The organism is Arthrobacter sp. 01T428 (assembly GCF_056398685.1).
The window spans coordinates 1-25,885 of record NZ_JBFTPW010000013.1; the positions used below are offsets into that span (position 1 = coordinate 1).

General features: G+C 64.2%; 24 protein-coding genes. 3 read left to right on the forward strand and 21 right to left on the reverse strand.

The genetic code is table 11. The features are described 5' to 3' along the window. From AC1DJB_RS14805 to AC1DJB_RS14830, 6 genes are all read right to left on the reverse strand, one after another. Window positions 1-149, reverse strand: a 149-nt coding sequence (locus tag AC1DJB_RS14805; protein WP_441433306.1) for a hypothetical protein, incomplete at its 3' end; no start/stop codon positions are given. 45 nt (window positions 150-194) lie between these two features. After that, on the reverse strand, window positions 195-1,109 hold the full coding sequence (locus AC1DJB_RS14810; protein ID WP_059389394.1) for an ABC transporter substrate-binding protein: 915 nt from the start codon (window positions 1,107-1,109) through the stop codon (window positions 195-197). Between the two features lie 115 nt (window positions 1,110-1,224). After that, window positions 1,225-1,953 carry an ABC transporter permease gene (locus AC1DJB_RS14815; protein ID WP_441433246.1) on the reverse strand — a complete coding sequence of 243 codons (729 nt, stop codon included), beginning with the start codon at window positions 1,951-1,953 and terminating at the stop codon, window positions 1,225-1,227. Continuing rightward, window positions 1,950-2,600, reverse strand: a complete 651-nt coding sequence (locus AC1DJB_RS14820) for an ABC transporter permease (protein WP_059389395.1) — start codon at window positions 2,598-2,600, stop codon at window positions 1,950-1,952. Before AC1DJB_RS14820 ends, AC1DJB_RS14815 begins: the two co-directional genes overlap by 4 nt. Continuing rightward, window positions 2,597-3,703 (reverse strand): ABC transporter ATP-binding protein, encoded by a 1,107-nt coding sequence (locus AC1DJB_RS14825; RefSeq protein WP_284989879.1) that lies wholly within the window; start codon window positions 3,701-3,703, stop codon window positions 2,597-2,599. Before AC1DJB_RS14825 ends, AC1DJB_RS14820 begins: the two co-directional genes overlap by 4 nt. Continuing rightward, the gene (locus AC1DJB_RS14830) at window positions 3,700-4,431 is read right to left on the reverse strand and encodes an IclR family transcriptional regulator (protein WP_284989880.1); all 732 of its coding nucleotides are present in this window, start codon (window positions 4,429-4,431) and stop codon (window positions 3,700-3,702) included. The genes AC1DJB_RS14825 and AC1DJB_RS14830 overlap by 4 nt, the downstream gene beginning before the upstream one ends. A 202-nt stretch (window positions 4,432-4,633) precedes the next feature. Between AC1DJB_RS14830 and AC1DJB_RS14835 the strand changes: the two genes are divergently transcribed. Both AC1DJB_RS14835 and AC1DJB_RS14840 read left to right on the forward strand, forming a co-directional pair. Then, window positions 4,634-5,833 carry an allantoate amidohydrolase gene (locus tag AC1DJB_RS14835; protein WP_306961952.1) on the forward strand — a complete coding sequence of 400 codons (1,200 nt, stop codon included), beginning with the start codon at window positions 4,634-4,636 and terminating at the stop codon, window positions 5,831-5,833. Beyond that, on the forward strand, window positions 5,830-7,188 hold the full coding sequence (locus tag AC1DJB_RS14840; RefSeq protein ID WP_441433247.1) for a formimidoylglutamate deiminase: 1,359 nt from the start codon (window positions 5,830-5,832) through the stop codon (window positions 7,186-7,188). Before AC1DJB_RS14835 ends, AC1DJB_RS14840 begins: the two co-directional genes overlap by 4 nt. Window positions 7,189-7,207: 19 nt before the next feature. Here AC1DJB_RS14840 and AC1DJB_RS14845 read toward each other — a convergent pair whose 3' ends face one another. From AC1DJB_RS14845 to AC1DJB_RS14865, 5 genes are read right to left on the reverse strand one after another with little or no spacing between them, the layout of a single operon-like run. Then, complete coding sequence (locus AC1DJB_RS14845) at window positions 7,208-8,266, reverse strand: LacI family DNA-binding transcriptional regulator (protein ID WP_441433248.1); 1,059 nt, start codon at window positions 8,264-8,266, stop codon at window positions 7,208-7,210. Window positions 8,267-8,276: 10 nt separating this feature from the next. Then, window positions 8,277-9,161: a glycerophosphodiester phosphodiesterase family protein gene (locus AC1DJB_RS14850; RefSeq protein ID WP_441433249.1), complete on the reverse strand. Its 885-nt coding sequence runs from the start codon at window positions 9,159-9,161 to the stop codon at window positions 8,277-8,279. Between the two features lie 4 nt (window positions 9,162-9,165). Continuing rightward, on the reverse strand, window positions 9,166-10,995 hold the full coding sequence (locus AC1DJB_RS14855) for an ABC transporter permease (RefSeq protein WP_476910555.1): 1,830 nt from the start codon (window positions 10,993-10,995) through the stop codon (window positions 9,166-9,168). Beyond that, on the reverse strand, window positions 10,992-12,053 hold the full coding sequence (locus AC1DJB_RS14860) for an ABC transporter ATP-binding protein (RefSeq protein WP_441433251.1): 1,062 nt from the start codon (window positions 12,051-12,053) through the stop codon (window positions 10,992-10,994). Before AC1DJB_RS14860 ends, AC1DJB_RS14855 begins: the two co-directional genes overlap by 4 nt. 3 nt (window positions 12,054-12,056) lie before the next feature. Continuing rightward, window positions 12,057-13,118, reverse strand: a complete 1,062-nt coding sequence (locus AC1DJB_RS14865) for an extracellular solute-binding protein (RefSeq protein WP_441433252.1) — start codon at window positions 13,116-13,118, stop codon at window positions 12,057-12,059. 454 nt (window positions 13,119-13,572) lie between these two features. Here AC1DJB_RS14865 and AC1DJB_RS14870 point away from each other — a divergent pair, with 454 nt between their 5' ends. Further along, on the forward strand, window positions 13,573-14,319 hold the full coding sequence (locus AC1DJB_RS14870) for an HpcH/HpaI aldolase family protein (RefSeq protein WP_441433253.1): 747 nt from the start codon (window positions 13,573-13,575) through the stop codon (window positions 14,317-14,319). Between the two features lie 10 nt (window positions 14,320-14,329). Here AC1DJB_RS14870 and AC1DJB_RS14875 read toward each other — a convergent pair whose 3' ends face one another. The 10 genes from AC1DJB_RS14875 to AC1DJB_RS14920 form a co-directional block, all read right to left on the reverse strand. After that, window positions 14,330-15,049: an aspartate/glutamate racemase family protein gene (locus tag AC1DJB_RS14875; RefSeq protein ID WP_441433254.1), complete on the reverse strand. Its 720-nt coding sequence runs from the start codon at window positions 15,047-15,049 to the stop codon at window positions 14,330-14,332. Between the two features lie 124 nt (window positions 15,050-15,173). Then, window positions 15,174-16,733, reverse strand: a complete 1,560-nt coding sequence (locus AC1DJB_RS14880; protein WP_441433255.1) for a helix-turn-helix domain-containing protein — start codon at window positions 16,731-16,733, stop codon at window positions 15,174-15,176. After that, on the reverse strand, window positions 16,730-17,779 hold the full coding sequence (locus tag AC1DJB_RS14885) for a DUF917 domain-containing protein (RefSeq protein WP_441433256.1): 1,050 nt from the start codon (window positions 17,777-17,779) through the stop codon (window positions 16,730-16,732). Before AC1DJB_RS14885 ends, AC1DJB_RS14880 begins: the two co-directional genes overlap by 4 nt. A 71-nt stretch (window positions 17,780-17,850) precedes the next feature. Next, window positions 17,851-18,918: a DUF917 domain-containing protein gene (locus AC1DJB_RS14890; RefSeq protein WP_441433257.1), complete on the reverse strand. Its 1,068-nt coding sequence runs from the start codon at window positions 18,916-18,918 to the stop codon at window positions 17,851-17,853. Further along, entirely contained in the window at window positions 18,911-20,470 is a 1,560-nt protein-coding gene (locus AC1DJB_RS14895) for a hydantoinase/oxoprolinase N-terminal domain-containing protein (protein WP_441433307.1), read from the reverse strand. The genes AC1DJB_RS14890 and AC1DJB_RS14895 overlap by 8 nt, the downstream gene beginning before the upstream one ends. Window positions 20,471-20,533: 63 nt before the next feature. Continuing rightward, window positions 20,534-21,877, reverse strand: a complete 1,344-nt coding sequence (locus AC1DJB_RS14900) for a purine-cytosine permease family protein (RefSeq protein ID WP_441433258.1) — start codon at window positions 21,875-21,877, stop codon at window positions 20,534-20,536. Window positions 21,878-22,138: 261 nt separating this feature from the next. Further along, window positions 22,139-23,080, reverse strand: coding sequence for a carbohydrate ABC transporter permease (locus tag AC1DJB_RS14905; protein ID WP_441433259.1), 942 nt, complete (start codon window positions 23,078-23,080; stop codon window positions 22,139-22,141). An 11-nt stretch (window positions 23,081-23,091) separates the two neighbouring features. Then, entirely contained in the window at window positions 23,092-24,048 is a 957-nt protein-coding gene (locus tag AC1DJB_RS14910; protein ID WP_307053926.1) for a carbohydrate ABC transporter permease, read from the reverse strand. Window positions 24,049-24,070: 22 nt separating this feature from the next. Further along, window positions 24,071-25,033: a phosphodiesterase gene (locus tag AC1DJB_RS14915; RefSeq protein ID WP_306961946.1), complete on the reverse strand. Its 963-nt coding sequence runs from the start codon at window positions 25,031-25,033 to the stop codon at window positions 24,071-24,073. A 29-nt stretch (window positions 25,034-25,062) separates the two neighbouring features. After that, on the reverse strand, window positions 25,063-25,872 hold the full coding sequence (locus AC1DJB_RS14920; RefSeq protein ID WP_306961944.1) for a tyrosine-protein phosphatase: 810 nt from the start codon (window positions 25,870-25,872) through the stop codon (window positions 25,063-25,065). Window positions 25,873-25,885 lie beyond the last annotated feature (13 nt).

Here is a 25,885-nt window from a genome sequence, read left to right on the forward strand (position 1 = left end):
AGGTCATCCGGACGCTCGGCGACCTCCGGGTCCAGGTTGTTCATCAACATGCGCAACGGCGCTTCGGTCTGCCAGCTCTTCGCGGTCAGCTCCGTGCCGCGCGCGGCCTTGACCGGACGGGCTCCGGTAGTGAAATCAGCGGGTGCCATTCTTCGTACTCCTTGGTGAGCGGGACTAGTTGCTTCGTGCTCGAACTAGGCCAAGTTCTTGGACTTGAGCCAGTCCTGGGCGATCTGTCCCATGTCCTCGAACTTGGCGGTCCTGCCGTTCATCTGGATCAGGTCATCGGTGGTCAACGCGGCAGATACCTTGTCCAGCACGCCCTTGACGGTGTCGCTGGCCTTCTTCTGGTTGATGACGGGAACGATGTTCTCGGACAAGAACAGATTCTTGTTGTCTTCCAGGGCAACCAGGTTGTTGGCGGCGATGGCGGGATCGGTGCTGAAGAGGTCGGCAACCTGTACCTGACCGGAAAGGAGGGCGTTCAGCGTGAGCGGACCGCCGGCGTCGAGCGCTGAGAACTCCTTGAAGTCGAGGTTGTAGACGGACTTCAGGCCGGCAACGCCGTTAATACGGGTCTTCCACTCCGGCGGGCCGCCCAGGACGAGGTCCTTGGCAGCAGGCTGAAGGTCGCTGATGGACTTGAGGTTGTACTTGTCGGCGGTTTCTTTCTTGACCGCCAAGACGTCCTTGTCCTGTGCCTTGGATGCCGTCAGCTGCGTGAGACCGGACGGAATCTTGGTGCTCAGCTCTTTGGTGACCTCATCCGAGGTTACCGCTTTGGTGGAGGCATCGAGGTACTGCAGCAGCGCGCCGCCATACTCCGGCATGAGGTCGATGGAACCGTCCTTCAGTGCCGGGATGGTGACTTCGCGGCTGCCGATGCTGGGCTTCTCCGTGACCTGGACGCCCTTCGACTTGAGGGCCTCGGCGTAGATCTTGGCAATGAGCTGGCTTTCCGGGAAATCCGCGGAGCCGACGATGATGCTGTCCGTCGATCCTGCGGCCTGGGAGTTGTTGTTGGTGGAGCTCATGGGATCCCCACCACAAGCGCTCAGGGCGATGGCGGTGGCAGCCGCCAGGGCGAAACCAGTCAGGTACTTTTTCATGTCAATTCTCTCTGGGAGGGCCGTTGCAGGGCATGCGGTGGCCAAGTGGGGGTGGTTTGAACGGTGTTGCCGCCGTAGGGCAGGGCGCCCGACGGCGATGAAGCGGGGGAGCTGCTTAGACCGTGACGGGGGTTTTCACGGTGTCAGCCGCCGCGGCCGGGGCGGCCGCCTTGACGGTGCGCCGGGTCAGTCCGGGTGAGACGACCCTGCGGGTGATGAAGGCGAGCAATTGGTCGAAGAACAGGGCCAGCAGCGCAACCAGCACGGCTCCGGCCACCATCTGGCTGTAATCGTTCTGGGCCTTGCCGTCGATCAGCAGCCGTCCGAGGCCGCCGAGCGAAATGTACGCGGCGATGGTCGCCGTCGAGATGATCTGCAGCAATGCGCTGCGGACCCCGGAAAGCATGAGCGGGAGCGAGCAAGGGAGCTGGATGTCCGTGAGGATCTTCATGGTGCGGAAGCCCATGCCCTTGGCGGCGTCGACGGCGGCAGCGTCCACCGCGCGGACACCGGCGTACGTGTTGGTCAGGATGGGTGGGACCGCGAGGAGCACCAGGACGATGAGGCTCGGCAGGATGTAGCCCATTTTGGACGGGAACGCGGGCGAGATCAGCAGGACCAACAGAATCAGCAGGCCCACGCTGGGGAGGGCACGGAGGGCGTTGGCCAGGCCCGCGATCATGAAGACGCCCTTGCCTGTGACTCCGATGTAGATACCGAGCGGAACGGCGATGATGGCCGCGACGACGAGGGCAATGAGGGAGTAGAGCAGGTGTTCGCCGATCAGGGTGGGGATGCCGTCGGCGTCGCTCCAGTGTGCGGGATTGAACAAGTAGTTGATCATGATGCCACCACCTTGGGGGTCCACGGTGTCAGCCACCGGTTGAGGAGGATGATCAGTCCGTCAAGGATCATGGCCAGGACCACGCAGAGGATGATGCCGGCGATGATCGGGGTGAAGAACCGCAACTGGAAGCCTTGGGTGAAGAGCGAGCCGAGCTGCGGGATGCCGAGCAATGCTGCCACGGAAACAAGGCTCACGTTGGAGACTGCCGCGACGCGGAGTCCGGCACTGATGACCGGGACGCCCACGGGTAGCTCCACTTTCACCAGGCTCTGGTATCCGCGGTAGCCCATCGCCTTGGCGGCTTGGACCGTGTCTTCCGGCACGGAATCCAGGGCGTCGGCTACGACGCGTACCAGCAGCGCCACGGTATAGATGGTCAGAGCTGCCACGATGTTGAGGGGATCCAGGATCTTGGTGCCAAGGACCAGCGGCAACAGGACGAACAGTGCGAGGGAAGGGACTGTGTAAAGCAGGCCCGCCACGCCTACCAGAAGGGGATAGATCCGGCGGCTGCGGTGTGCCCACCAGCCAAGGGGCAATGCGATCAGCAGGCCGAGGATAAGGGGAGTGACGGCGAGCAGCACGTGCCAACCGAGGAGGAAGACGATGTTGTCGGACTGACGGCCGAGCCATTCAAAGTTCATCGCGCCGTCTCCAAGTGCGGCTCGGCCTCGATCGCCTTGACGACGTCGGTGGCCGTCACTGTGCCGATAAGCTCGCCGTGTTCGTTGACGACGACGCCGCGCCGGCTGGGGGAGGAAAGCGCGGCGTCGAGCAACTGGCGCATGGTCCCGGACGACGACGCGGAGGTGCCGCTGAGGTTGAGGTGCTCCCTCGTGAGCTCGCCCTTGATGAGGTCCGCTTGTGCCCAGCCGAGCGGCTTCCGCAGCGGGTCGACCACCAGCACCCAGGCCCCCGTGGCCTTGCTCTGGGCCTCGGCGGCAGATGCGCCGAGGGTGACCACGGCTTCTTCGGAAACGGCAACCGTGCCGGCCGCGTTGGTGAAGCCGAGGGAACGGTAGCCACGGTCACGTCCCACGAAGTCGGCCACGAATTCGTCAGCCGGGGACGTCAGCAGCTCCGACGGCGTGGCCATCTGGGCGAGTTTTCCGCCGACACGCATCACGGCAACCTGGTCGCCGAGCTTGAGGGCCTCATCGATGTCGTGGGTGACCATGATGATGGTCTTGCCGATCTCGCGCTGCAGCCGGAGGAACTCCTCCTGGAGCTGTGCGCGGACCACGGGGTCAACGGCACTGAAGGGTTCGTCCATGAGCATGAAGGCCGGATCCGAAGCCAAAGCCCGGGCCACGCCCACGCGCTGCTGCTGTCCACCGGACAGTTGCCACGGGTAGCGCTTGGCGAAGCTCGCGGGGAGTCCGACGCGCTCCATGAGCTCGAGGGCTTTCATACGGGCCTTTTGCCTGCTCTCGCCGAGCAGCACGGGCATCGTTGCCACGTTGTCGACGATAGTGCGGTGCGGAAAGAGGCCGGCGTGCTGGATGACGTAGCCGATCCGGCGGCGCAGCAACGCAGCGTCCATGCCCGACGTCGGCTGGTCATCGAGGTAGATGGTGCCGCTGGTGGGTTCGATGAGGCGGTTGATCATCCTGAGGGACGTGGTCTTGCCACAGCCGGACGGGCCAACCAAGATGGTCAGCTTGCCGGTGGGCGCCTCGAGGTTCAGGCCGTCGACGGCGACCGTCCCGTCCGGGTACGCCTTGGTGACATTTTCAAACTTGATCATTTCTTTTCCATGCTTTCCTGGGGCACTTCATGGTCTCCGGAGGGTTCCACGAGGATATTGTTCGCCACCCTCGCCAGTTCCTCGCCAAATGTCTGGGCCTTCGCCTCGCCCAAGCGGTAGCTCGGTGCGACGATGCTGAGGGCTGCCACGGTGCGGCCGCCGATCACGATGGGTGCGGCGACGGCCGTAATGTCGTCTTCTACGCCGCTTCGCACGATGGCGAAGCCGCGGCCGTTCTGCCCGCCAGTGAGGACCTTCCCGGCGGCGGATCCTTCCAGCGGAATGCTCCTGCCGACCCAACTGGTGTGCCGGACAGAGTGCGTACCTTCGACAATGGCGATGTAGATTCCGGTTTCCCCAGGACCAGGAATGCTCAAATAGCAGGACTCGCCCGTGTCGGCCACCAGCCTCTTCATATGCGGTGTGCACAGAGACACGAGGGATTCCTGTCCGAGCGCGAGTGCTCCCAACTGGATGACACTGGCGCCGGGCCGGAAGTTTCCGCTCGGGTCCCGCTTCACGAATCCGCTGCCCTCCAGTGTGCGGAGGAGCCGGAGTGCGGTGCTGGCCGACAAGTCAACAACGCGTGCGGCGTCGCTCAAGCTGATGGCGCCATCGGTACAGACCGCGCTCAGGAGGGCCAACGCCCTTTCGACCGTCCGGGTGGAAGAGTCTGCTGCCACTGACTGACCTGCTTTCAAGTGGTCTGAATCACCATGTCTTGCCACTTAGTAAAAATCAACTTTCATCGAATGGCAATAGATTTCGTGAAATTACCTGAGATTCCGGGATTTGAGACGCTTGGTGGGAACAAGCCGTTTCGACGGTGTTTCAAGCCTGTTAATTGTCACGGTTCTGCGCTCAAGGTCTTGTCATGGGGTGACAAGTGGTTTTTACTTGGTGGCAGTCTTCATTCATCGGAGGAACAACGTGGAAACCGTCAATCAGCTCCTTGACTCAATCAAGGACGTGGGCCGAGATGCGGTTCGCGGAGGATACTCAAGGGCTGTCTACTCGACGCCCGAGCTCGACCTCAGGCACTGGTTCATCGAACAAGCCCAACAGCGCGGCCTCGACGTCGAGACCGACCGTAACGGCATTATCTGGGCCTGGTGGGGAAAGCCCCAGGACGGTGCCCTCGTCACCGGCAGCCACCTCGACTCCGTCCCGGGCGGGGGTGCCTTTGACGGGCCGCTCGGAGTCGCGTCCGCACTCGCCGCCGTCGACGTTCTTGCCTCTCGAGGCGTCAAGCCGAAGCGTTCGCTGGCCATCACGGTCTTCCCGGAAGAAGAAGGATCCCGCTTTGGCGTGGCCTGCTTGGGCTCGCGGCTCCTGACCGGCGCCATCGACGTCGACAAGGCGCTGAACCTGCGCGACGTCGACGGCGACACTTTCGCCGACGTCGCCCGGAGCAATGGCCTGGATCCCCGGCACGTGGGTCCCGACCCGAAAGCCATGGCGCGAATCGGCGACTTCGTCGAACTGCATGTGGAACAGGGGAAGGGACTGGGCCAAAGCGGGCCGGCCATCGCCGTGGGCAGCTCCATTCTGGGCCACGGCCGCTGGAAACTCAGCGTCAACGGCCAAGGCAACCACGCCGGGACTACCCTCATGGCCGACCGCGCCGACCCGATGGTAGCGGCCGCGCAGATCGTCGTTGCCGTCCGTGATGCGGCCGCGAAACAGGCTGATGCGAGGGCCACCGTGGGGCGCTTGACCCCGGTTCCCGGCGGCACCAACGTGATTGCCTCCCGCGTTGATCTGTGGCTTGACGCCCGCCATCCCGACGATGCCGTGACGGCACAACTGATCGAATCGATCTACCGTGCGGCCCGGGAAATCGCGGCAGGTGAGGGATGCACTGTCACCCTCACCGAGGAGTCCTACAGCGACACCGTCCATTTCGATCCCGAGCTGAGCCGACGCATCGGCGAGCTCCTGCCGGGCGCGCCGGTGCTGGCGACCGGCGCCGGGCACGACGCCGGAGTCTTGGCTGGACATGTCCCCTCGGCGATGCTTTTCGTCCGCAACCCGAGCGGAATCTCGCACTCCCCGGAAGAGTACGTGGCCGACGAGGACGCCTTAGCCGGCGCCGTCGCCCTCGCCGACGTTCTGGAGGGGCTCCTGTGAGCGGGATCTGGTGCGAGGCGGCTCTTATAGACGCCGACGGCGGTTCTGTCGCGGGCGCTTCTGCTGTGGCCGCGAGCGTCCGCTTGGAGGTGGACAACGGCCGCATCTCCGGGATCTTTACCGGCGTCGAGCCCGAAAGCGGTGACCGGATACTGAACGGCGTCGTCTTCCCGGCCGCGGCCAACGCCCATTCGCACGCTTTTCACCGGATCCTGCGCGGACGGACGCATGACGGGCGCGGTGACTTCTGGGTCTGGCGGGAGCAAATGTACCGGAGCGCTGCGGAACTGACACCGGAGAAGTACGAGAAGCTCGCCACGGCAGTGTTCGCCGAAATGGTGGTGTCCGGCTTCAGCAGCGTGGCGGAATTCCACTACGTCCACCACCAGCCGGAAGGAACGCCGTACCCGGAGCCGCACGCGATGGAACTGGCGTTGGCCAGGGCAGCCGTGGCGGCCGGGATCCGGCTGACCTTGCTGGACACCCTGTACCTCGCGGGAGGCATCGGGACGCCGCTGAGCCCGGAACAGGCACGGTTTGGCGACGCCGATGCGCAGGCTTGGCTGGACCGGCTCGGGTCACTGCGTGCCGCGGTGGCATGGAGCTTTCCGCCGGAAATGGTCGGCGTGGGGGCCGCCCTGCATTCCGTCCGAGGAGTGACCGAGGAGGCGCTCAAGACCGTCGTCCGGCAGTTGCCCACCGATATTCCGCTGCACATCCACCTCAGTGAACAACCGGCTGAAAACGAAGCCTGCGTGCAGGCCTATGGCGTCACGCCTGCCGGGCTTCTTGCCCGCCACGGCCTGCTGTCCCGGCGGCTCTCCGCCGTCCACGCGACCCACCTGACGCCGGACGACATCCAACTCCTCGGAGATGCGGGATCCACGGTGGTGATGTGTCCCAGCACCGAGGCCGATCTAGCTGACGGGATCGGCCCGGCACGCGCCCTGTCCGACGCCGGCTCGACCATCGCGCTAGGTACCGACCAACACGCCGTGATCGATCCCTGGGTTGAAATGCGCACTTTGGAACACGGGGAACGCCTCGGCTCCGGCCAGCGGGGCAGGTTTTCACCGCAAGAACTGTTCCACGCGGCCACCATCGGCGCAACCGCATCCATGGCCACGCCCATTGCGTCGGTACTAGAGGTAGCTGCGGTGTGCGATCTCATGGCTGTGGCTCCGGACTCGGTGCGAACCGCGGGTTCCATGCCCCAGCAGTTCGCATTCAGCGCGACGGCGAGCGACGTCACCGCCGTCGTCATTGCCGGTGAACTGGTGGCTTCGAATGGCGTCCATGTCCGGCTGGGGTCTCCGGGCGGGCTGCTCACCGAGGCGTTGAAGGAGTTCTCCTGAAAGACAGTGCCGGGAAGAATCAGCTGACGTGCGCCGGTGAGGCCAGGGTGCGGCCCGGGACGAAGACTCCCGGGAACCGCTCGTGGCGTATGGCGGCGGAGCTGCGATTCTTGAGCAGCTCCGCCATGACCGCAGTGCCCCGTACCGCCACGTCATGGACCGGAATCCTGAGCGTGGCGATCCCGATCTGATCGGCGCCCATCAGGATGCCGTCGCACCCTGTGATGGACAGATCCTCGGGGATCCGCAACCCTGCCGCTCTTGCGAGCGGCATGAAGGAAATGGCACGGGTATCCGACGGGAACATAGCTGCGGTGATCCGTCCTTCGGTTGCCAGCCGGACGATGTCCTCACAACGGTCCATTGAGTCGGCAAAGAGATCGGTATCGAGCTGGTGGACATCGATGCCGCGCCCGCGCAGGTGTGCCGCCATGGCGAGACCCCGCCGGTTTTCGGCTGTGGAGAGGGAGAATGCGGGAACCACCACCGCCACGGCGCGATGGCCCGCGCTGGCCACTCGGTCGGCCAGGATGGCACCGTTCGTGTCCTCGTCGTAGGAGACTCCGTAAATGCCCGGATGTTCCTCCACCCTGCCGACGGACACCACCGGCACCGAGTCGAGGAAAGGTTCCAGATCGTGAGCCTTGATGACGCCGGTGGAAACCATGAGGCCGCCGACCCGCAAGCCCAGGAGCCTTCGCAACCCTGCAAGCTCTTCCTCGGCACCCCGCGTTACCGTGGGAACCACTGTGATGAGCTGAAGCCCTGAGCGGCTGGCCTCGTTCTGAATCTCGCTGTGGAGCAGGCCGTATGCGGGATTCCTGGGATCCCGCAGAAGCAGGCCCACCAGGTCCGAACTCCGTGCCGCCAGCCCGCTGGCAATCATGTTGGGCACGTAGCCCAATTCCCGCAAGGCCCGGTTGACCTTTTCCTGGGTCTTGGGAGAAACAGACACATGCCCCATCAACACCCGGGACACGGTGGCCCGGGATACCTGGGCCAGCTGGGCGACGTCGTCCATCCGCACACCCAGCGGTGATCCTCCGTTACGTCCCTTCGGGGGCCCCAGCTCAGTCACAGCCACAACTCTACTGGCTGGCCAACATGCCCGTGGGCGCCCCCTGAAGCACGGCATTTCGGTAGGGGACCAGCAATCCCGGCCAGTCGGTCTGGATGATGTCGGCACCAAGTCCCACCAGCCGCCCCCACCCTGAATCGGGGTCGCCAAGCACGGACATCTCGTCGTCCCAGCCGCAGAACAGGGGCACCCTGTTGCTCAGGTTGATGGCGTTCAAGAGGACGAAAAGTCCCCGCGAATGGAGCCACTCCACATAGTCGGGAGAGGCAAAATCGTGGTCCGGACCTTCTGCTAGCAGTTCCATGCCAACCGTGTTGATCTCCGTGTACTCCAGCACACGGAGAACGTCCTCATGGGACCGGACCATGGGCGCGAAGGGATATTTCACCGGGTGCGCTGCCAGCAGCTCCAGCGGTTCCCGGTCCACGGGGGATTTCAGCACGGCCCTGCCCAAGACGTCGTAGCTGTCCAGGTATGGCAGAAGCCTTTCCCAGTACCACCAGGAGCGGTCCACGTTGAAGAGGGCACGAGGGTTTTGACGCAGTACCTCATCGAGCGTTGCCACCCTGTAGGGCTCGTTGCTCGCCGTCGAGCACCAGCGGTACTCCAAGGCACGGATCGATGCGGCATCCAGTGTCCTGATGTTCTCCTCGATCCCGAAGTGCATCGGCTCGTAGCCGTCGTGGAAGAGGAAGAACTCGCCGTCGGTCGATTCAACGATGTCGATCTCCACCATTTCGGCACCTTGGCGAAGGGCTGCCTCTACGGCCGGCTGGGTGTTTTCCGCGATGGTGCCGAGGCCGGTGCCGCGGTGGACGGCCACCAAGGGCCTGGCGTGCTCAAAAGCGGCATTGAGTTGGGCATTTTGCTCCACGAATCGTGGCTGTCCGAACATCTTTTTATCTCTCTTGTTGCTTGTTTGCGGCGCCAGCGGTGGCCAGCTCACGGTATGCGCGGGCGGTTTCTGGTGTAGTCGACGGCGGAGCAGGGACTACTTTTGTTGAGGAATTACGACGACGTCGCGAACCGCCGGGTCCGGCTCCCCGTCCGTAGACGAGCCACATGGTGACGCCGGTGATGACCATGAGGATGACGGTGTACACAAAGGTCAGGGCTGTGGTGTCCGTCAAGGTGTCGTTGTTGGTGGCGTTCTTGATGACGATCCCCAAAGGCTGGTACAGGGGGTGAGCCAGGAAGACAGCGGTGTCGTAGTCGTCCAGCAGGTGGTTGAAGTTCAGGGCGGCTACAGCCGCCGCCGTGGGTGCGACGATCGGCAAAAGTATCCGACGGAAGGTGGTGAAGGAGCCGGCGCCAAGAATCGCAGCGGCCTCTTCCAACTGGTCGGGTACCGCGGCGAAGGCTGCCTTGAGCATCCGCAGGGTGAACGGAATCTTGCCGATCACGTAGGCAATGGCGAGGATCGCCAGCGTCCCAGTCAGGACAATGTTGCCCATCAGCCATTCGGAGTGGTCGAAAGTGATGATCAATCCGAGCGCAACCATGGTGGAGGGCAGAATCCAAGGGATATGCAGGACGTATTCGATGGCAGCAGTGACGGCGTTGCGGAATTTCTGCACGAGGCGGGCGACGAACAGCAGGCCGAAGACGACAACGATCGTCGCGACGGCACTGTAGCCGATGCTTACCAGGAACGGCCATAAGGCCGAATAGTCGGTGAATACCCGGAGGTAGTTGTCCAGGGTGAAGCTGCCGGTGTTCAGGGTGGCGCTTTGGATTGAGGCTGCGTCGGTGAAGGAAAAGACGACGATCAGGACCGGTGGGAGCGCGTAGACGGCGAAAAGTGCGTATGCCACGGCGTGCACCACAACATTTGCTACCGGGTTTTCGATCTTTTGCTTCTGCATGGAAGCGGGAACCTTGGACACGCTGAAGTAGGTCCCGCCCTTTTCCAAGCGGTTCATGACGGCCAGCAGCACGATCGTGGACAGTCCCAGGATGATGGCGAGCGTCGCGGCGAGATCCCGGGACGAGGGAGCGTTGGCGAACGTCAAAATCATCGGCGTGACGGTCTGGAAGTCCTCGCCGCCGAGTACCTGCGGGGCGGCCAACGCCCCGAGCCCGCCGAGGAAGGTCAGGATGGTGATGGCATAGATCATCGGCATCAGGGTGGGCAGAACGATGCCGCGCAGCTCTTTCCAGCTTGAAGCGCCCATCATCCGGGCGGCTTCGATGGTCTGGAAGTCCACCTTCGCCAGCGCGTTGCCGAGGAACAGCAGATGGTTTCCGGTGCAGGCGAACGTCATGACGAACACCACCGCGAACATGCCGGTGAACCAAGCCGCATTCATGCCCGGGAACACATTCAGCAATAGACGCGTGATGAAGCCACTGTCTCCGTAGATGAACTTGTAGCCGGCCACCAGCACGATTCCGCCGTAAATCAGCGTGCTGGCGTAGCCCAGCCACAATACCCGGGCACCTTTGATGTCGAAGTACCGTGTGGCCAGCACAATGAAAATCCCGACGGCGTTGACGGTCACCGAGAGCACCGCTGCAAGTAGGAAGCTGTTGCGCAGTGATTCCATGGCATGTTGGGAGGACATCAGCCGCCGGATGGCAACGAAGGAAAACTGCCCCTCCGGCATGAAGACCGTTCCAAGCAACCTGACGTTCGGGTAGATCAGGAACGTGACGGAAAACCACAACAGTACTGCCCCGACCACCAGGAACAGCGGAGACCGAAACAGTTGGCGCAACGAGCCGTTCACGAGGCGACCCCGTAGTGGGAGACACCGTACTGGGAGCCGCCGTACTGAAGGACATCGTCCGGATTGATCAGAAGCTGGACCGAATCCCCGGGCTGGAAGCCTCCCCTCCCATCCTCCTGCAGGATCCCGCGGAACATTCCGCGATCCGTTTCGACGCGGTAGCTGCTGTAGACGCCATGGTAATGCCGTGAGCTCACCCGGCCTGGGAGGGCGGGGCCGGCTTCCGATGCGACGGTACCCGCGGCCTCGATCCTGACCTTTTCGATCCGCACGTAAGCCGGCCTCGCGGGATCAAGGGGGGTCCCGCCGTCGCGCATTACTGCTTTGACGGTGGCGGGGGAGAGCTTGTTTGCATCGCCCACAAAGTTGCACACAAACTCGGTGGCGGACCGCGTGTACACTTCCCGGGGCGTTCCTACCTGCTCGATCCGGCCGTTGTTCATCACGGCAATGCGATCGCTCATGGTCAGCGCCTCGTCCTGGTCGTGGGTGACGTAGACGGTGGTGATGCCGAACTGCTGCTGTAGATCCTTGAGCTGGGCCCGGAGCTGGTGGCGGAGCTTCGCGTCGAGGTTGGACAGGGGTTCATCCAACAACAGGATTTTGGGCCGCAGCACCAGAGCCCGGGCGATCGCAACGCGCTGTTGCTGGCCGCCGGAAAGCTCAGTGACGCTCTTGCCCAGCTGTTCGTCGCTGAGATTAACTTCGCGGGCGATTTCGCGGACGCGCTCAGCGGTCTCGGCCTTGGAAACCTTCGCAACCTTGAGGCCGAAGGCGATGTTTTCCCACACGGACAGGGTGGGAAACAGGGCGTAACTCTGGAAGACCATCCCGATTTCGCGGCGGTGGCTGGGCAGGTGCGTGACACGCTTGCCGCCGATGCGGATGTCCCCGCGGCTGGGCGCGATGAAGCCGGCCAGCGCCCGGAGGGCCGTAGACTTGCCACAGCCCGAGGGGCCCAGGAGGGTGAAAAACTCGCCTTCTTCCACCGTGAGCTGGTACTCGGGCAGCGCGACAAAATCTCCGAAACGGATCTCGACATTCTCAAACGTGATCATCGGCTAGCCCTTCAAGTACTCAAGCTGGATCTTCTCGACCCACTTGTCGATGAATTTCCCGACCAAAGTCCAGTCGATCGCCTGGTTCTTGAAGGCGGCAGTCTGTTGAATAGCCTGCGCATCTGCGGTGGTGGCGGCCTTGCTGTTAGCGGGGGCGGTGAAGAACTGCTTGGACCACTTGGCCTGGACGTCTGCGGAACCGAACCAGTCGATGAACTTCTTAGCGGTTTCGGCCTTCTTGGTGCCTTTGATGAGGCCGATCTGCTGAACAGCGAAGGGGACCCCGACGGCGGGCTTCACGGCTTCTGTTGCGATCCCGTATTGCTTTTCGCGGCTCGCCTTGCCGGACAGCCACATCTGGCCGGCGTCCACCTGGGATTTCTTCATGCGCGAGTACAGGTCCTCGCCCGTGACGGCACGGCTCCCGTTGGCGAAGTAGGCCTTTACTTGTGCCCACCCTTCGGCGCTGATCCCGAGCTCACCGTTGGTGTCGGCGTAGCGGGCCAGGATGCCGGCGAGCACCATCTGGGTGGTGGCGCCTCCCAGTGCGGTGGGCACCTCGTACTTGCCTTTGAACTGGTCCTTGGTCCAGAGATCGGTCCAATCCTGTGGGGCGGCAGCAGGAGTGGCGTAGGCGGCTTTGTTGTAGACGAGCATGATCGGCTCGCGCACAATCGGCCAGAATTGCTTGCCTGACTGGTCACCCAAGGAGGCATCGACGTCCCCTGCCCAGGACGGGGTGTAGGGATCGAGTACGTTCTGGGCCTTGAGCTTCTCGAAGTACACGTTGTTCAGGCCGAACGTTACATCGGCCACCGCGTTGTTTTTCTCCGCTGTCAGGCGGTTCATCACGTCACCACCACCAAGATCAACGAAGTCGATCTTGAAGCCGGCCGTCGCGGCCTCCTTCTTCAGCCAATCGCCGCGCCCGTCGGACACCGAGTTGCTGTAGATGATGAGGGATTCGTTGGCGGAGGCTGATGCTTGGCCAGGCGGCGTGCAAGCGGTGGAAAGCAGGGATCCGGCGGCCAGTACGGCACCAAGCAGGACGATTCGACGTTTCAAAGTGTCTCCAGGGGTGAGCGGGTCGGATGCGAACGCGACTAAATGAACGCGCTTTCATTCTGGCTTTCACCGTGGAACATGCGGATTTAAATGGGTAAATCTCACGCAAACAGATGGCTACCGGGAAAAGTTGAAAGCGCGTTCATTGGATCCCAATCGCGCTTGGCACAGCCGATCGCGCCTGATGCCCAAAACCCGGGTGAGTTCCCACGCATAGGCGTGGCCATGCCACACGTTCACCCCATGGTCCGCAAGATGCGCTGCGACCTGCTGTCGTCGCCGGGACTCCATTGTTTCGCGAGCGCTCCCGTAAGCGGGTACGCACGACGGCTGGCGTTGGGGCGTCCAAGGGCGGAATGCCTAGTTACCGGGCCCGGAGGGGGCGGGCTGCCCAAGGGGCCCGTCGAGTTCCTGCCGTAGATTTGGCTAGGGTACACCTGACCAGGAGAAAACGATGATCCCTGCCAACACAGCGCACACGAACAACCGCCTTGGCGCTTGGCTCACTTTTCTGGATGCGCACGGCGTGGAAGCCTTGTCCGGCAGTGGATTCGACTGGATCGGCATCGACTTGCAACACGGCACCGCCACCCTGGACGGACTTCCCGGTTTGCTCCGCGCTTGCGAACTCAACCGAACGCCTGCTTTGGTGCGGACGTCCGGGCACAGCGCGGCGGAGATCGGCCGTGCCCTCGACGCCGGAGCCGCCGGCGTTGTAGTCCCCATGGTCGAGTCCGCGGCCCAAGCCGCGGCGATCGCTGCCGCCTGCACCTTTCCGCCAGAGGGTGTCCGCAGTTTCGGGGCCTCACGATCTGCCATCGCGGCGCCTTCGCTGCTGCAGCCCGAAGGGAAAGTGCTGTGCCTGGCCATGATCGAGAGCGCCGCGGGGCTGGCCAATGCCGGGGCAATCGCCCAGGCAGACGGCATCGACGGGATCTTCGTGGGTCCCTACGATTTGGCCCTGTCCCTTGGCGCCGATGGGGTCACGGATCCGAAGACCCTTGACGCGATCGGCCATGTTCTGGCGGTGGCGCGGAATCATGGGAAGCTGACGGGCGCGTTCAGTGGCTCAGCCGAATTGAGCGGTGCGTTGCGCGACGCCGATCTGCTGGCTGTCGACTCGGATCTCGCCTTCCTGAGGTCCGGGGCCGAAGCCAAACTGGTGGCCACCCGTGCGGCACTTTCGGCCGCACGGGAATAGGCTCACCGACTTAAACGCTGCGGGCCTTCACGGGCGGACGCATGTACGTGGTTCGGCTTGGCCGGACGCCCAGCCGGACGCTGCTTTCGAGCCAGGTGACAGCGGCACCGGTGGGTTCCACCACCGGTACGTACGTGCCGTTCTCTTCGAGCCGGCGCTGGAGTGCAGCAGCCACCCCAAGCATCCCGGTGCAACCGAGCACAATAACATCGGCCTCGCCCTTGTCCACGGCCTCGGAGGCCTGCGCATGGAGGCGGTCCAGGAGCAGTTCGTGGTCCTCCAGACCAAGCACCGGCAAGTCCACAACGCGGATGCAGCCGATCCGCTCGCTCAAGCCGTACCGCCGGGTGAGGCTGCGCAGCATCGGCAAGACGTTGGGAAGCACGGTGACGATGCCGACCCTTTCGCCCAAGCTCAATGCGTGGAGGACTGCCGGTTCGAAGCCGCCAACCACCGGGTAGTCCGCAATTTCCCGCGCCGCGTGCACCCCCGGATCGCCGAAGCAGGTAACAAACACGGCATCGACGCCGTCGCTGCTTGCCTCGTCGATCCGGTCGAGGATGCCCGGTGCGGCGAGGGCTTCGTCGTACTCGGACTCGATGCTTGCTGTTCCGCGGGCGAGGGCGACCACGTCGAAAGTCGTCCCGGGTGAAACCCAAGCGGCGATCTCAGCCCCGACCGACTCGGCAAAGGTGTCGCCGATGACGGGGACTATGACTCGAAGATGCATGACAGATCCTCCTGTAGGGGTACATGTGCTGGCAACACTAGGTCCCCCGTTCACAACCCGGAACGGGCAGCGAGCACTGCGAATACGGGATGACTGTGCGGGTTGCCCTGAACTGTCGGAACCCTTAACCGTGCTCGGTCTCGATGCTGCGGCAGGCCAATTGAAGTGCAAGCCGCTGGTTGGGATCATCCAGGTCCACGCCCAGGCGCTCGCGGAGACGGTGCAGGCGTGCCGTGACGGTGTTGCGGTGCAGGCCCAGAACGATGCTCGTGGTGGACACCGAGCCCCCGGCCTCGAGGTAGGCCCGCAAGGTGCGTAGGAGTTGGCCGCCGTCCACGCCTTTGAGCGGGGCCAACGCGGTCTCGGCGAAGGCCCGCAGGATCTCGGACTCCTGCCACGCGGCCAAGAGCCTCGCGACGCCCAGCTCATCGATGTGTTCGGCCGCAGGACGGTATTCGTGGGTCCTCGCCAATGTTGCGGCGTCGCGGGCCTCCAGGAGGCTGCTGACCAGCCCTCCGGGTCCGTGATGAACGCGCCCCACTCCGGCCACCACCTCCCAGTGTGCGGGCAGCTGGGCCAGCATGAGGCGCACCGAACGCAGGACCCGGCGGCCATCCGACGACGGCGGTTCGGTGGCGCTGCTGATCCAAACTGTCCACCCATCACCGCGGTCCACCACGGGTCCCATGAGCTTTTGGGCCTCAAGGGCGTTCCGAAGCTTCCTCATCGACGTGACCGGATCATCCCGCAAAGGGTCCGGCACCCTCGCGGTCCGGACCAAATGAATTCCCACGTGCCAGTCCTGGAGCCGCCAACCTGCGGACAGCGCGCGTTCCACGACGTCTTGGCTGACCACGCCTTGCCCAGCGATCAGGTCCGCGAGAAGGCGGCCGTGGAACACGGAATCCCTTTCGGCTGCTACCCGCTGGCTAATGAGCCATGCTCGGACATAAGGTTCGGCCACCGCCAGGGCACTGGCGGTGGCAATGCGCTGGTGTTCGTCGCTGCCGGCAGTGTGGGACGCGAGCCATGCGGCGGCCTGCGTTGGGCCTGGCTCGGTCACGGGATGGATCAGGATCTGTCCGTCGGCGGAGGGATCGCTGTGCTGCGGGACGGCCAGGTCCAGCCTGAGCGTGGAAGGCAGGCTGATGGGTTCGCCGTGGATCGCACTCCCGTCCGATGAGAGCAACCAGACCGATTGGGACAACGCCAAGCCCAACGCGGCCAGAATGTCCTCTGCCGTTGTCTTAGTGCTGAGGCGGCGGACGACGTCCTCGATGAGCCTGGCCCTCTGCACTTCCGGTGCACGGACCCGGATGGTGAGCCGGTGGAGCAGTTCCACGAGGTCGGCCCCCACAACGGACAGCACTGGAATGCCAAGACGGTCGGCAAGGCGGAGAGTGGAGAGCAGGGGTGGTTGTTCCTCGGAGGCGATCAGCAGGGCGGCAACGCCAGCCGATTCGGCCCGCCGGACGAGGGCCTCCAAGCGGTAGGACGGCGTCACCGCTGCCGCGGCGCACACCATGAGGTGACCGTTCGCCGTCGTCGGGAGCGCCCCGCTGTACCAGCTCAAGTCCCGGACGGGACGATCGAGTCCTTGCCTGCCGGCGACGACGGCGGCACCGGCGAGCACCGTTTCGGTGAGGAGATCCCGCACGCTGACCGGAGCGTACCCGGCGGTCATCGGGTGGCCTCCGGCTGGCCGGCGTCGATCCCGAAAGCGGTGAGTCCGATCAGCTCTTCAGCGCCGTCCGGCCAACCCGGAATCGACGAAAGGCGGAGCAGGGCGATGGATTGTCCCGAACGGAGCCTGTCCGGCGGAACGGGAACAAAGGTCACGGGGTCCAGCACAGCCAGGACGTCGGGCGCGGACGCGCGGGAGACGCCGTCGATGGCCACGTTTAGGTATTCGTCGAGCATGTCCAGCCTCAGGATGTGCCCGGCTGAGCGGTCCGTGACCGTGAGGCTGCCGGGGACTTCGCCGCGGCGGGGCCGGATCTCGTCCACCCTGCCCTCGCACAGCAGCTCGCCACCCAGCCGCTTGGCGAGGTCCGAAACACTGCGCCCCGCCGAAGCGGCGAGGGCCCGGCCGAGCGCGAGGCATTTGCTCACCGAACCGGGCAGGCCAAGTGCTGCCAAAGTGTCGGCCCGGCAGGGGTAGAGAGCCACTGCTGCGGCACCACCAAGGGCGGCGACGTTGGCGCGCATGATCCTGTCCGCCGCATCGATGGAGGCGGATTCGACAATGACGGAGTCTCCCGCGGGCCCAACCACTGCCATGGGCGTGGCCCGGTGGCCTGCGGCGGCGAGGGTTGTCTGGCTGATCCGGGGGAAAGCCCGGCCCATGAGGTCGCCGTCCACCACGGGAAGCCCGAGCACTTGCGCGGCAACCAAAGGGATGAGGGCGTTCAACCCGCCGATTTCGATCACGCCAATGGCCCCAACGCGTTGCCGCAGGGCACCTGCCAGCGCGGTAACAGCGTTGGCAAAGTCTTCCCCGCCCGGTGGCCGCTCCGCGACGACGTCCGGCGCCCCGGCGAGCCCGACATGGACCACTACCGTGTCCGGAGGCAAATCACCGGCCGCTACCAGACGGGCGCGCCCTCCGCCTTGGAGCACATGCCGTAAAAGCCGGGATCCGACGGCGGCATCCCCGCCGCCGCCGGACCCCAGCAGACCTGCTCCCGCGGCCAGCGCGGATACGTCGTCCACGCCCAGATAGCGTTCCACCGGTACTCGTTGCCTCACGGCAGTGCTGGCACGGGATAGGTCCTCATGGTGATCATTGTGGCACGGGCGATTCAGCCGATTGGCATGTACTCGTGGTGGTAGCCGAAGTAGCCAGGTCCCACCAGTTCGAGCGCAGCATCGGTGCGCCAGCGGGGGTCGCACGGGGCAGCGAGGACCGTGACACGGACACCGTAGCGGAGCATCTCCGTGGTGACTGGCTCGCCGGAATCCGTGTCCAGGACACAGATGAGATCCGGGACGCTGGCCACCACTTCGCCGTCGCGCCGCGCCACGAGGTGTTCGTTCTGGAAGGCGAGTTCGAAGCGCGAGCCCAGGTCCTCGCCGACGCCATCCAAGTGTGCCTCGCCTCGTGCGAAACCGGCCTCCGTCCTGCGCTGGATGTCCACGATCTTACCGGTGAACAGCTTCTTGCCGCGCAGCAGCTCCGTGGCCACCGCGACGGGATCCCGGTGCTGCTCGCGGGCTTCTCGGATGCCGGTTCCCAGCCGTTCGCACAAGGTGATGGTTCCGGGAACCATGAGCTCCTTGATTTGCTTACCGGTCAAGACATACAGGCTGACCGCGGCGGTGCAGCCCATCTCGATAGTTACGGCGCGGGCCAAGCGTTCGGCCCAGGCATTATCGACGGTCTGCAGTGTAATCGCATTTCCGCGTTCGTCCGCCATGGTCATGGGGCTTGCGTGGACTCCGCTGAGTGTCGGCAGGACCATTTGAAGTTCCGGGAAGGCGCGCCCCATGGCGTCAGCATCAACTAGCGGCAAACCCAGTTCCGCCGCGGCAACAAAGGGAGTCACGGAGTTCAGGCCGCCTGCCTCGATGGAGACGGTGTGCGTGACGCGCTTGCCGATCAGTTGCTCGACGGCGCGCAGCGCGTTCGTGGCTTCGTCGCCGGCCGGCATCTTCTCCAGCATCACGGTCGGTGCGCCCATGAGCGCGACGGGGACTACGACGGCGTCGTCCGGCAACTCGTCGACGTCGAGCAGTATCACCGGACCGTGCTGGCGAAGCGCCTGCTCGGCCAGGAGCCTGCCCACGTAGGGATCGCCGCCGCCGCCTGTGCCCAGCACAGCGGCTCCGCGGGCGATGTCCGACATTTGGGTTTCATCAATTTCACGCATTGTTGCCTCCAAGAGCCAGGTTGCCGACTGCCTTGACCCGGATGCGCGTGGCGTTGCCGGGCAAGTACGCCAAGGGAACTTCTTCGATGTCCACGATCGAGACCGAATCGGGGCGTGCACCGGCTGCGATGGCACGGTCGGTGGCTTCCTGCCGCGCGGCGTCGAGCACTGAATCGCGGCTGCCGGGATCCACAGAGAAGACCCGGTCCACTTCGCCGCCCACTTGCGCGATGGCGGCGCCGATCGCATTGGCAACGGAACCATGCTCGGGCCGCAGCACTGCCGAGGCGCCGGCCAGGTTGTCCGGAACCAGGAAGCCGCCGCCGCCGACCACCACCACGGGCACAGGTTCGGCCGAGGTCCGCATGCGGTCAACGGTTTCAGCCGTCCGCGTAGCGATGCTTTCCAGGGCGGCCCGCACCATTGCGGGGTCAAGCCCTGCGACGCGGTCGTTGTCACCGAGTTGGATCAGGCCAGCGGCTGCGGCAACGTCGGTGGCCGTCAGGGTATCTCCGCCGAACAGCAAGGCACGTTCGGTCAACGCGTAGCCGACGCTGCCTGGGCCTACCTCGACCCTTCCGTCGAGCGAGCGGACCAAACTGCCACCGCCAATTCCAATGGACAGCACATCAGGCATGCGGAAGTTCGTCTGTACCCCGGCGACCGCGACGTCGGTGGAGGCCTCGCGCGGGAAGCCAGACTGGAGGATGCCGACGTCGGTGGTGGTGCCGCCGACGTCGACCACCGCGCAGTCCTGCTCTCCGGAAAGGAACGCGGCCCCGCGCATCGAGTTGGTGGGGCCGGACGCGAACGTGGCCACGGGGTACCTGCGGGCGTAGTCGATGTCCATCAGGGTGCCATCGTTCTGGCTAAGGTATACGGGAGCGCTGATGCCCGCTTCGGCAACGGTGCGGCTCAGGCCCGAGGTGACGTGATCGGCGAGGTCGCGGAGTGCCGCGTTGATGATGGTGGCATTCTCGCGGCCGAGCAGGCCCATCCGTCCGATCTCGTGGGAGAGGCTGACGGACAGCTCCGGGTATTCGCTGTCCACGATCTGTGCTGCCCGCAGCTCGAACTCGGCATTGATGGGGGAAAACACCGAGGACAGGGCGATGGAGCGGGCCCCTGCATCCGCGACCTTGTCCAGGACTTCCCGGAACTCGCGCTCGTCGAAGGGGCTGATCTGGCGACCGTCGTACTCGTGGCCGCCGTGGCAGAGGTAGCTGTGTCCGCCGAGGACATCCACCAAGCGGCGCGGCCAGTCCACCAGGGGCGGCAGAGCCCGGGTGGCCGGAAGTCCGAAGCGGATGGCCGCCGTCGGGGTCAGGTTCTTGCCCTCCACGAGCGCGTTGATGAAGTGCGTCGTGCCGATCATGACGGCGGCTACGTCGCCGGGATCGAAACTGGCCGCTTCTCGGAGTTGCCGCAGGGCGCTGACGATTCCGCTGGTGACATCTTCGGTGGTGTGGGTCTTGGTGGCAGCCAGGACGCTGCTGCCATTCATGAGGACGGCGTCGGTATTGGTGCCGCCGACGTCTATGCCGATGCGCATCATGGTTGATTCTCCTTTGATTTCGGGTTCAGGGGCAGCCGGGTTCGGCGTCAGGGTGTGGCCCTAGGAGGCGGCAGGTTCCGGGACGGAGGCGGGTTCGTGGTCCGGGTAGGTCTTGGTGCTGCCGATGCCCCGGATCAGGCCAAGTCGCCCTGCGACGGCGTAGAGGATGAAGGCGATGAAGAGGGAATTGATGGACGGCAGTCCCCAAGCCACGAAGTATCCGATGACGGAGGCGAGTACCCAGATCACGATCGTGGCGGGTACCCAGGCGGGAGCATGCTCAGGCAAACGGCCGAGCTTGCGGCTGGATTCCAGTTCAGGGCGCCATTTCCGGACCACGAAATACTCGGCCACCATGATGCCCGCGATGGGTGGGAAGACCACGCCGAGAAGGATAAGGAAGTCCGTGAAGTGTCCTAGGATTCCGGCAGCGCCCAGGACTGTGCCGATGAGGCCGACGGTGAGGGTGACGGCACCGCGGTGCAGTTTGCGTTTCATGGTGCGGTCGGCAAAGTTGACGATGCCCAAGGAGGCCGCGTAGAGGTTCCAGTCGTTGATCTTGAGCGTCGCGGTGATGACGATCAGTGTGCCGATGAAGCCCGATGTCGATGTGACGATCGCTACGACGTCGTTGGTCTTGAGTGCCAACGCCAGGAGGACACCGATGAGGCCGATGACGTACTCGCCGAGGGTGATGCCGAGGACGGTCTGCTTGACGACGTCCTTGGCGGAGCGGTTGAAGCGGGACATGTCCGGCGTAATGACCGCGCCAACGATGAAACCGCCCGCCACGATCGTGGTGCCCTGGATGAGTGTGAGTGTGGGTCCTCCCGGTGGTGCCGTGAGGAGGTCGCCCAGGCTGTGCTTGGACAATTCGGCAATGATGGACCAGCCCGCGAGCAGGAGGAAGGCCGGTACTGCGACGTACGCGGTCCAGGCCATGGAAGCCATGCCGAACATGACGATCAGGGTGACCAGCACGCCGAATATCAAGGCCCATGCCCACGCGGGCAGGACTCCGACGAGGTTGGCCAACCCTTGCGCGGAGACGGCGTTCTGGATGCCGAACCAGCCGATGGCACTCAGGCTGATGGCGATGCCGATCAGCGATGAACCGGCTCCGCCGAAGCCGGTCCATCGGGCGAGTACCGACGTCGACAGGCCTTCGCGCTGTCCAGCGATACCAGTGAAGATGGTGACGATTTCGAGGATGACCGAGCCGAGAGTGATGGCAAGGACGGCGCTCCAGAAGTCCATGCCGAAGCCGAGGGTGGCGCCCAGCAGGAAGCTCGCCAGGGAACTGAGCTGGCCGAAGCGCTGGGTCGCTACGGAGAACCAGTGAAAGCGTGCGGATGCGGGAACCCGTTCAAGTGCATAGTCATCGTGGCCGACTGCTGTTGCCATCGGGACCTCCAAGGATTGTGGGTTGGGGAGGTCTTCAAGATATGCCGGAATGTGGGACGCATCACGGGGCGTGATGCCCTGTTTACGAACGGTAACAGGGCATCATGCATTTCCTGTCACCCAAGACGCTCGCTCACCTTTGGGGTTGTTTTTCGAAACCGTCGCTCACATCTAGTGAGCGAGCGTTTCCGGATTTGTCCCTTTATGTGAGCGAGCGTCGGTAGAAACGGCCCTATATGTGAGCGAGCGTCGGGGCCAGGGCTACTTCAACCCCGAGCGGACAAATGCATCCACCACGTATCGCTGCAAGAAGATGTAGATCAGGAAGATCGGCAGACAGGCGAGCGAGGACGCTGCCATGATGGCGCCCCAGTTGTTGCCTTCGGCGCCGAGGAACCCTCGGATGCCTACCTGGATCAGGGCATCGGACTTCTGCATGATCAGCGAAGGCCACAAGTATTCGTTCCAGGCGCTGATGAACAGCATGATGCCCAGGGCTGCCAGCGCTGGCCGGAGGTTCGGGACAACCACTTCCCACAGCGTCCTCCAGGATGACCGACCATCCATCTGGCTCGCATCCAGGAGGTCTTTGGGGAAGGCTTCGAGGTGTTGCCGCAGCATCATCACCGCGAAGGCCGAGCACAGCTGCGGGATGACGACGCCGGTGATGGTGTTGAGAAGGCCCATCTGCGAAACCAGCAGGTAGTTGGGAATCATGGTGACCTGGAAAGGCACCAACCAGGAACCGACAAACAGCAGGTACAAGGCCTTCTTTCCGAGGAAGTCCCAGCGCGCAAAGCCGTAGGAAGCAAGGATGGCCACGAGCAGTTGGGACACCGCCAAGGTCAGTGCCATGCCGAAGGTATTCGCTAGCATGCCCGCGATGGGGATGGTCTTCAGGACGTACTGGAAGTTCTCCATGCTCAGGGGTCCCGGCAACGGGTTGGTGGACAAAGCGTCCGACGACGGCCGGAAGGCCGTGACGAACATCCAGTAGATGGGGAAAATGGAGACGACCGCCAAGGCGATCAGCAAAGCGTGGCTGGGCACTAGCCGCAAAGACCCAAGCCGGAACGACGCAAACCGCAGGCGTCCGCGCCCGGCGGCAGGCGCCGTCGTCGGCCCTGAAACTTTCGTCGGCCCTGAAAGCGGGGCGTCCACGGAACCAGGCTGGGCCGGCGGGGCGATGGTGATGAAGGCCATGGTGGCTCTTTCTAGTTGTCGTAGAAGCTGAGTCGCTCCGAGAGTTCCACGAAGACGAGGGCAATCAGCCCGAATCCAAGGAAGAAGAGCGTGCCCGCCGCGGAGGACAGGCCGGCGTCGAAGTTCCTGAAGCCGAACTGGTACAGCAGGTAGTAGATGTTGGTAGATGAGTTGCCCGGTCCGCCCTGCGTCACAAGGTCGATGATGGGATATGTCCACTGCGCGGACAGCAGGATGGTCATGAGCGAGAGGAACACCAGGCTCGGAGAGAGCAGCGGGATGATGATCCGCCACGTGATCTGCCTGCCGCTGGCGCCGTCGATGGATGCAGCGGCGGCATAGTCCGGGCTGATGCCCGCCAGCCCGGCCGATACCACCAGCACGCCGAAGCCGAGCATCTGCCAGCCGACAATCACGATCACCGCCGTCATCGAACTGTCGGGATCGCGGAAAACGTTGCCCATCGGTGCGCCCAGGGCGGCGGCGATCGCGGGAATCGTTCCGCCCTCAGGAGCGAACAGCCACCGCCAAATGGCACTGCTCGCCACGGGCGTGATGAGGAAGGGAACGAAGATCAGGGCCTGGTACGCGGTGCGCGCCTTGCCCTGGACCTTGCGCGAAAGCAGCGCGAACACGAGCGGCAAGGCAACGGAAATGCCCAGGAACGCCAGGATATACAAGCCGGTGTTGATCAGGGCTTGGTGCAGTTCGGGCAGGCTCAGGACCTTCGCGTATTTTTGCACGTCAACGTATTGCTTGGGCTTGGTAGGAATCAGGTTCCAGTCGTTGAAGGACAAGTTGACGGTCTGTCCCAGCGGCCAGTAGGTCCAGACGAGAAGCAGGACCACGGCGGGAAGGATATAGAGATAGGGGCTTAGCGCGCGGCGCTTGGGACGCCGATTGGCCGGGAGCCCCGCCGGGCCGGCAGGGGTAATGCCCGTTGCCGGCCCGGCGGTTTCGATAAACATTCTTGCGGCTTCCTTCCGGTGCCTAGCGGGCGCTGGCGGCGAGTTCGCCGTCGGCCGTTTCGGCAGCGATGGAGAACTCGACGTCGGACTCCTCACCGGGAGCGGTCATCGCTGCGGTGGCCTCTTCGAGGGTCATCTTCTCGAACGCGGCCATCTGCTCAGCCGTGACGGAGTACACCGTGGAGAACTCGCCGATCGGCACAACGGAGCTGAGCATCTTGTCCTGGTAAAGGTGGATCAGATTGAACGCCTGCGCACCGTTCTGGCCGCGCATCGACTTCGGCGCGACGTTGAGGTCCTGCGTGTAGCACGTGGCCGAAGCAACCGTGACGGGAGCGCCGCCGAAGGTGCTGAAGGTGGAGTAGTGCAGGTGGCCGGCCAGGATGCCACGGACGTCGGTGCCTTCGATGACCTTCTCGAAGCGGCTCTGCTCGCGGAGTTCGAACATGGCCATCATCTCCAGCGGGCTGGGAACCGGCGGGTGGTGCAGGGCGATGAGGGTGCCGTGCGGGGCCGGGGTGGCGAGGACATCGGACAGCCAAGCGAGCTGCTCGTCGGAGATTTCGCCGTGGTGCTTGCCCGGAACGGTGGAGTCCAGGGCGATGATGCGCAGGCCGTTGACGTCGTGCACCATGTCAACGGATTCCTCGCCGGCGTCGGAGTCGAGGAGGCCCGAACGGAAGGCGGTACGGGCGTCGTGGTTGCCCATGACCCAGATGATCTTGGCACCGAGTTCCTCGGCCACGGGCTCCACGATGTTGCGGAGGCGGACATAGGCGTCGGGGCGGCCAGTGTCGGCGAGGTCGCCGGTGAATACCAGTGCTTCGGGCTTGACCTGGGCCTTCACGAAGTCGCGGAACAGTTGGCGGAGGTTCTCGTCGCTGTCCACGCTGCCGTGCAGGAGGTCGTTGTCGGCCACGAAGTGGGTGTCACTGATGTGCAGGATGAAGTGCTCGGGGGCGGGGTGCTGGAGTTCGGTGTTCATGGTCTTGTCTCCTTGTAAGTGAGTGCTTCCTAGCGGGTGGAGCTGATGGTCAGGACATCCCTGAGCCGTTCGAGGTCGGCGTCGCTGAAACCGTGTGCCTGGAGCAGGCCGGTGGCGCTGCCATACATTTCGTCCACGAGGTCCAGCGTGGTTTCCAGGACGGTGGCGGGGCTCGCGGAGATGATTTCCCGGAGTTCCCCGCCGATGCCCGCAAGGCCCGGGTGGCTGGAGGCGGCGGCTATCATGGCCTCGCTCCATTCGCCGCGAAGGTTTTCCTCGCTGGCTGTGTAGTCGAGGATCACCTGCTCGCGGTCCACGCCCGCGGCCAGGAGGGCCAGGGCAATCACGACGCCGGTGCGGTCCTTGCCCGCCGTGCAGTGAACCAGGACCGGATCCGTTCCGGAGTCGGCAATAAGGCGGATAGCGGTGGCAAGGCGCTGGGCGTGGCTCTGGACCATGAGCATGTAGATGTGCGAAAGGGTGGTGATCTCCGCGGTACCGGGGACGTTGCCCTCTTCGAAAATCGGGTTGTGCCTCGTGTCGACGGCGAGTCCGTCAAGGTTGCTGGGCGACTTCGCCAGCTCGGTCCGGTCTCGCAAGTCGATCACCAGGCGGATGCCGAGCTCGGAGAATTGCCGGCGTCCGGCGTCGGTCAGTCCGTGGAGCGCGTCCGAGCGGTACAGCTTCCCGTCACGGACGGTCCGCGCGGCGGCGGGCTCGCTGGCCGCGGCGGGAGCGGCGGCCGGATAACCCGCCGTGCTCCGGAAGTTGTAGGTGCCCTCTACGGGGTAGGGGCGGTTGCGGGTTCCGAAGACTGCGTCCTCGGCGGTGGTTGTCACAGCTTGTGTCCTT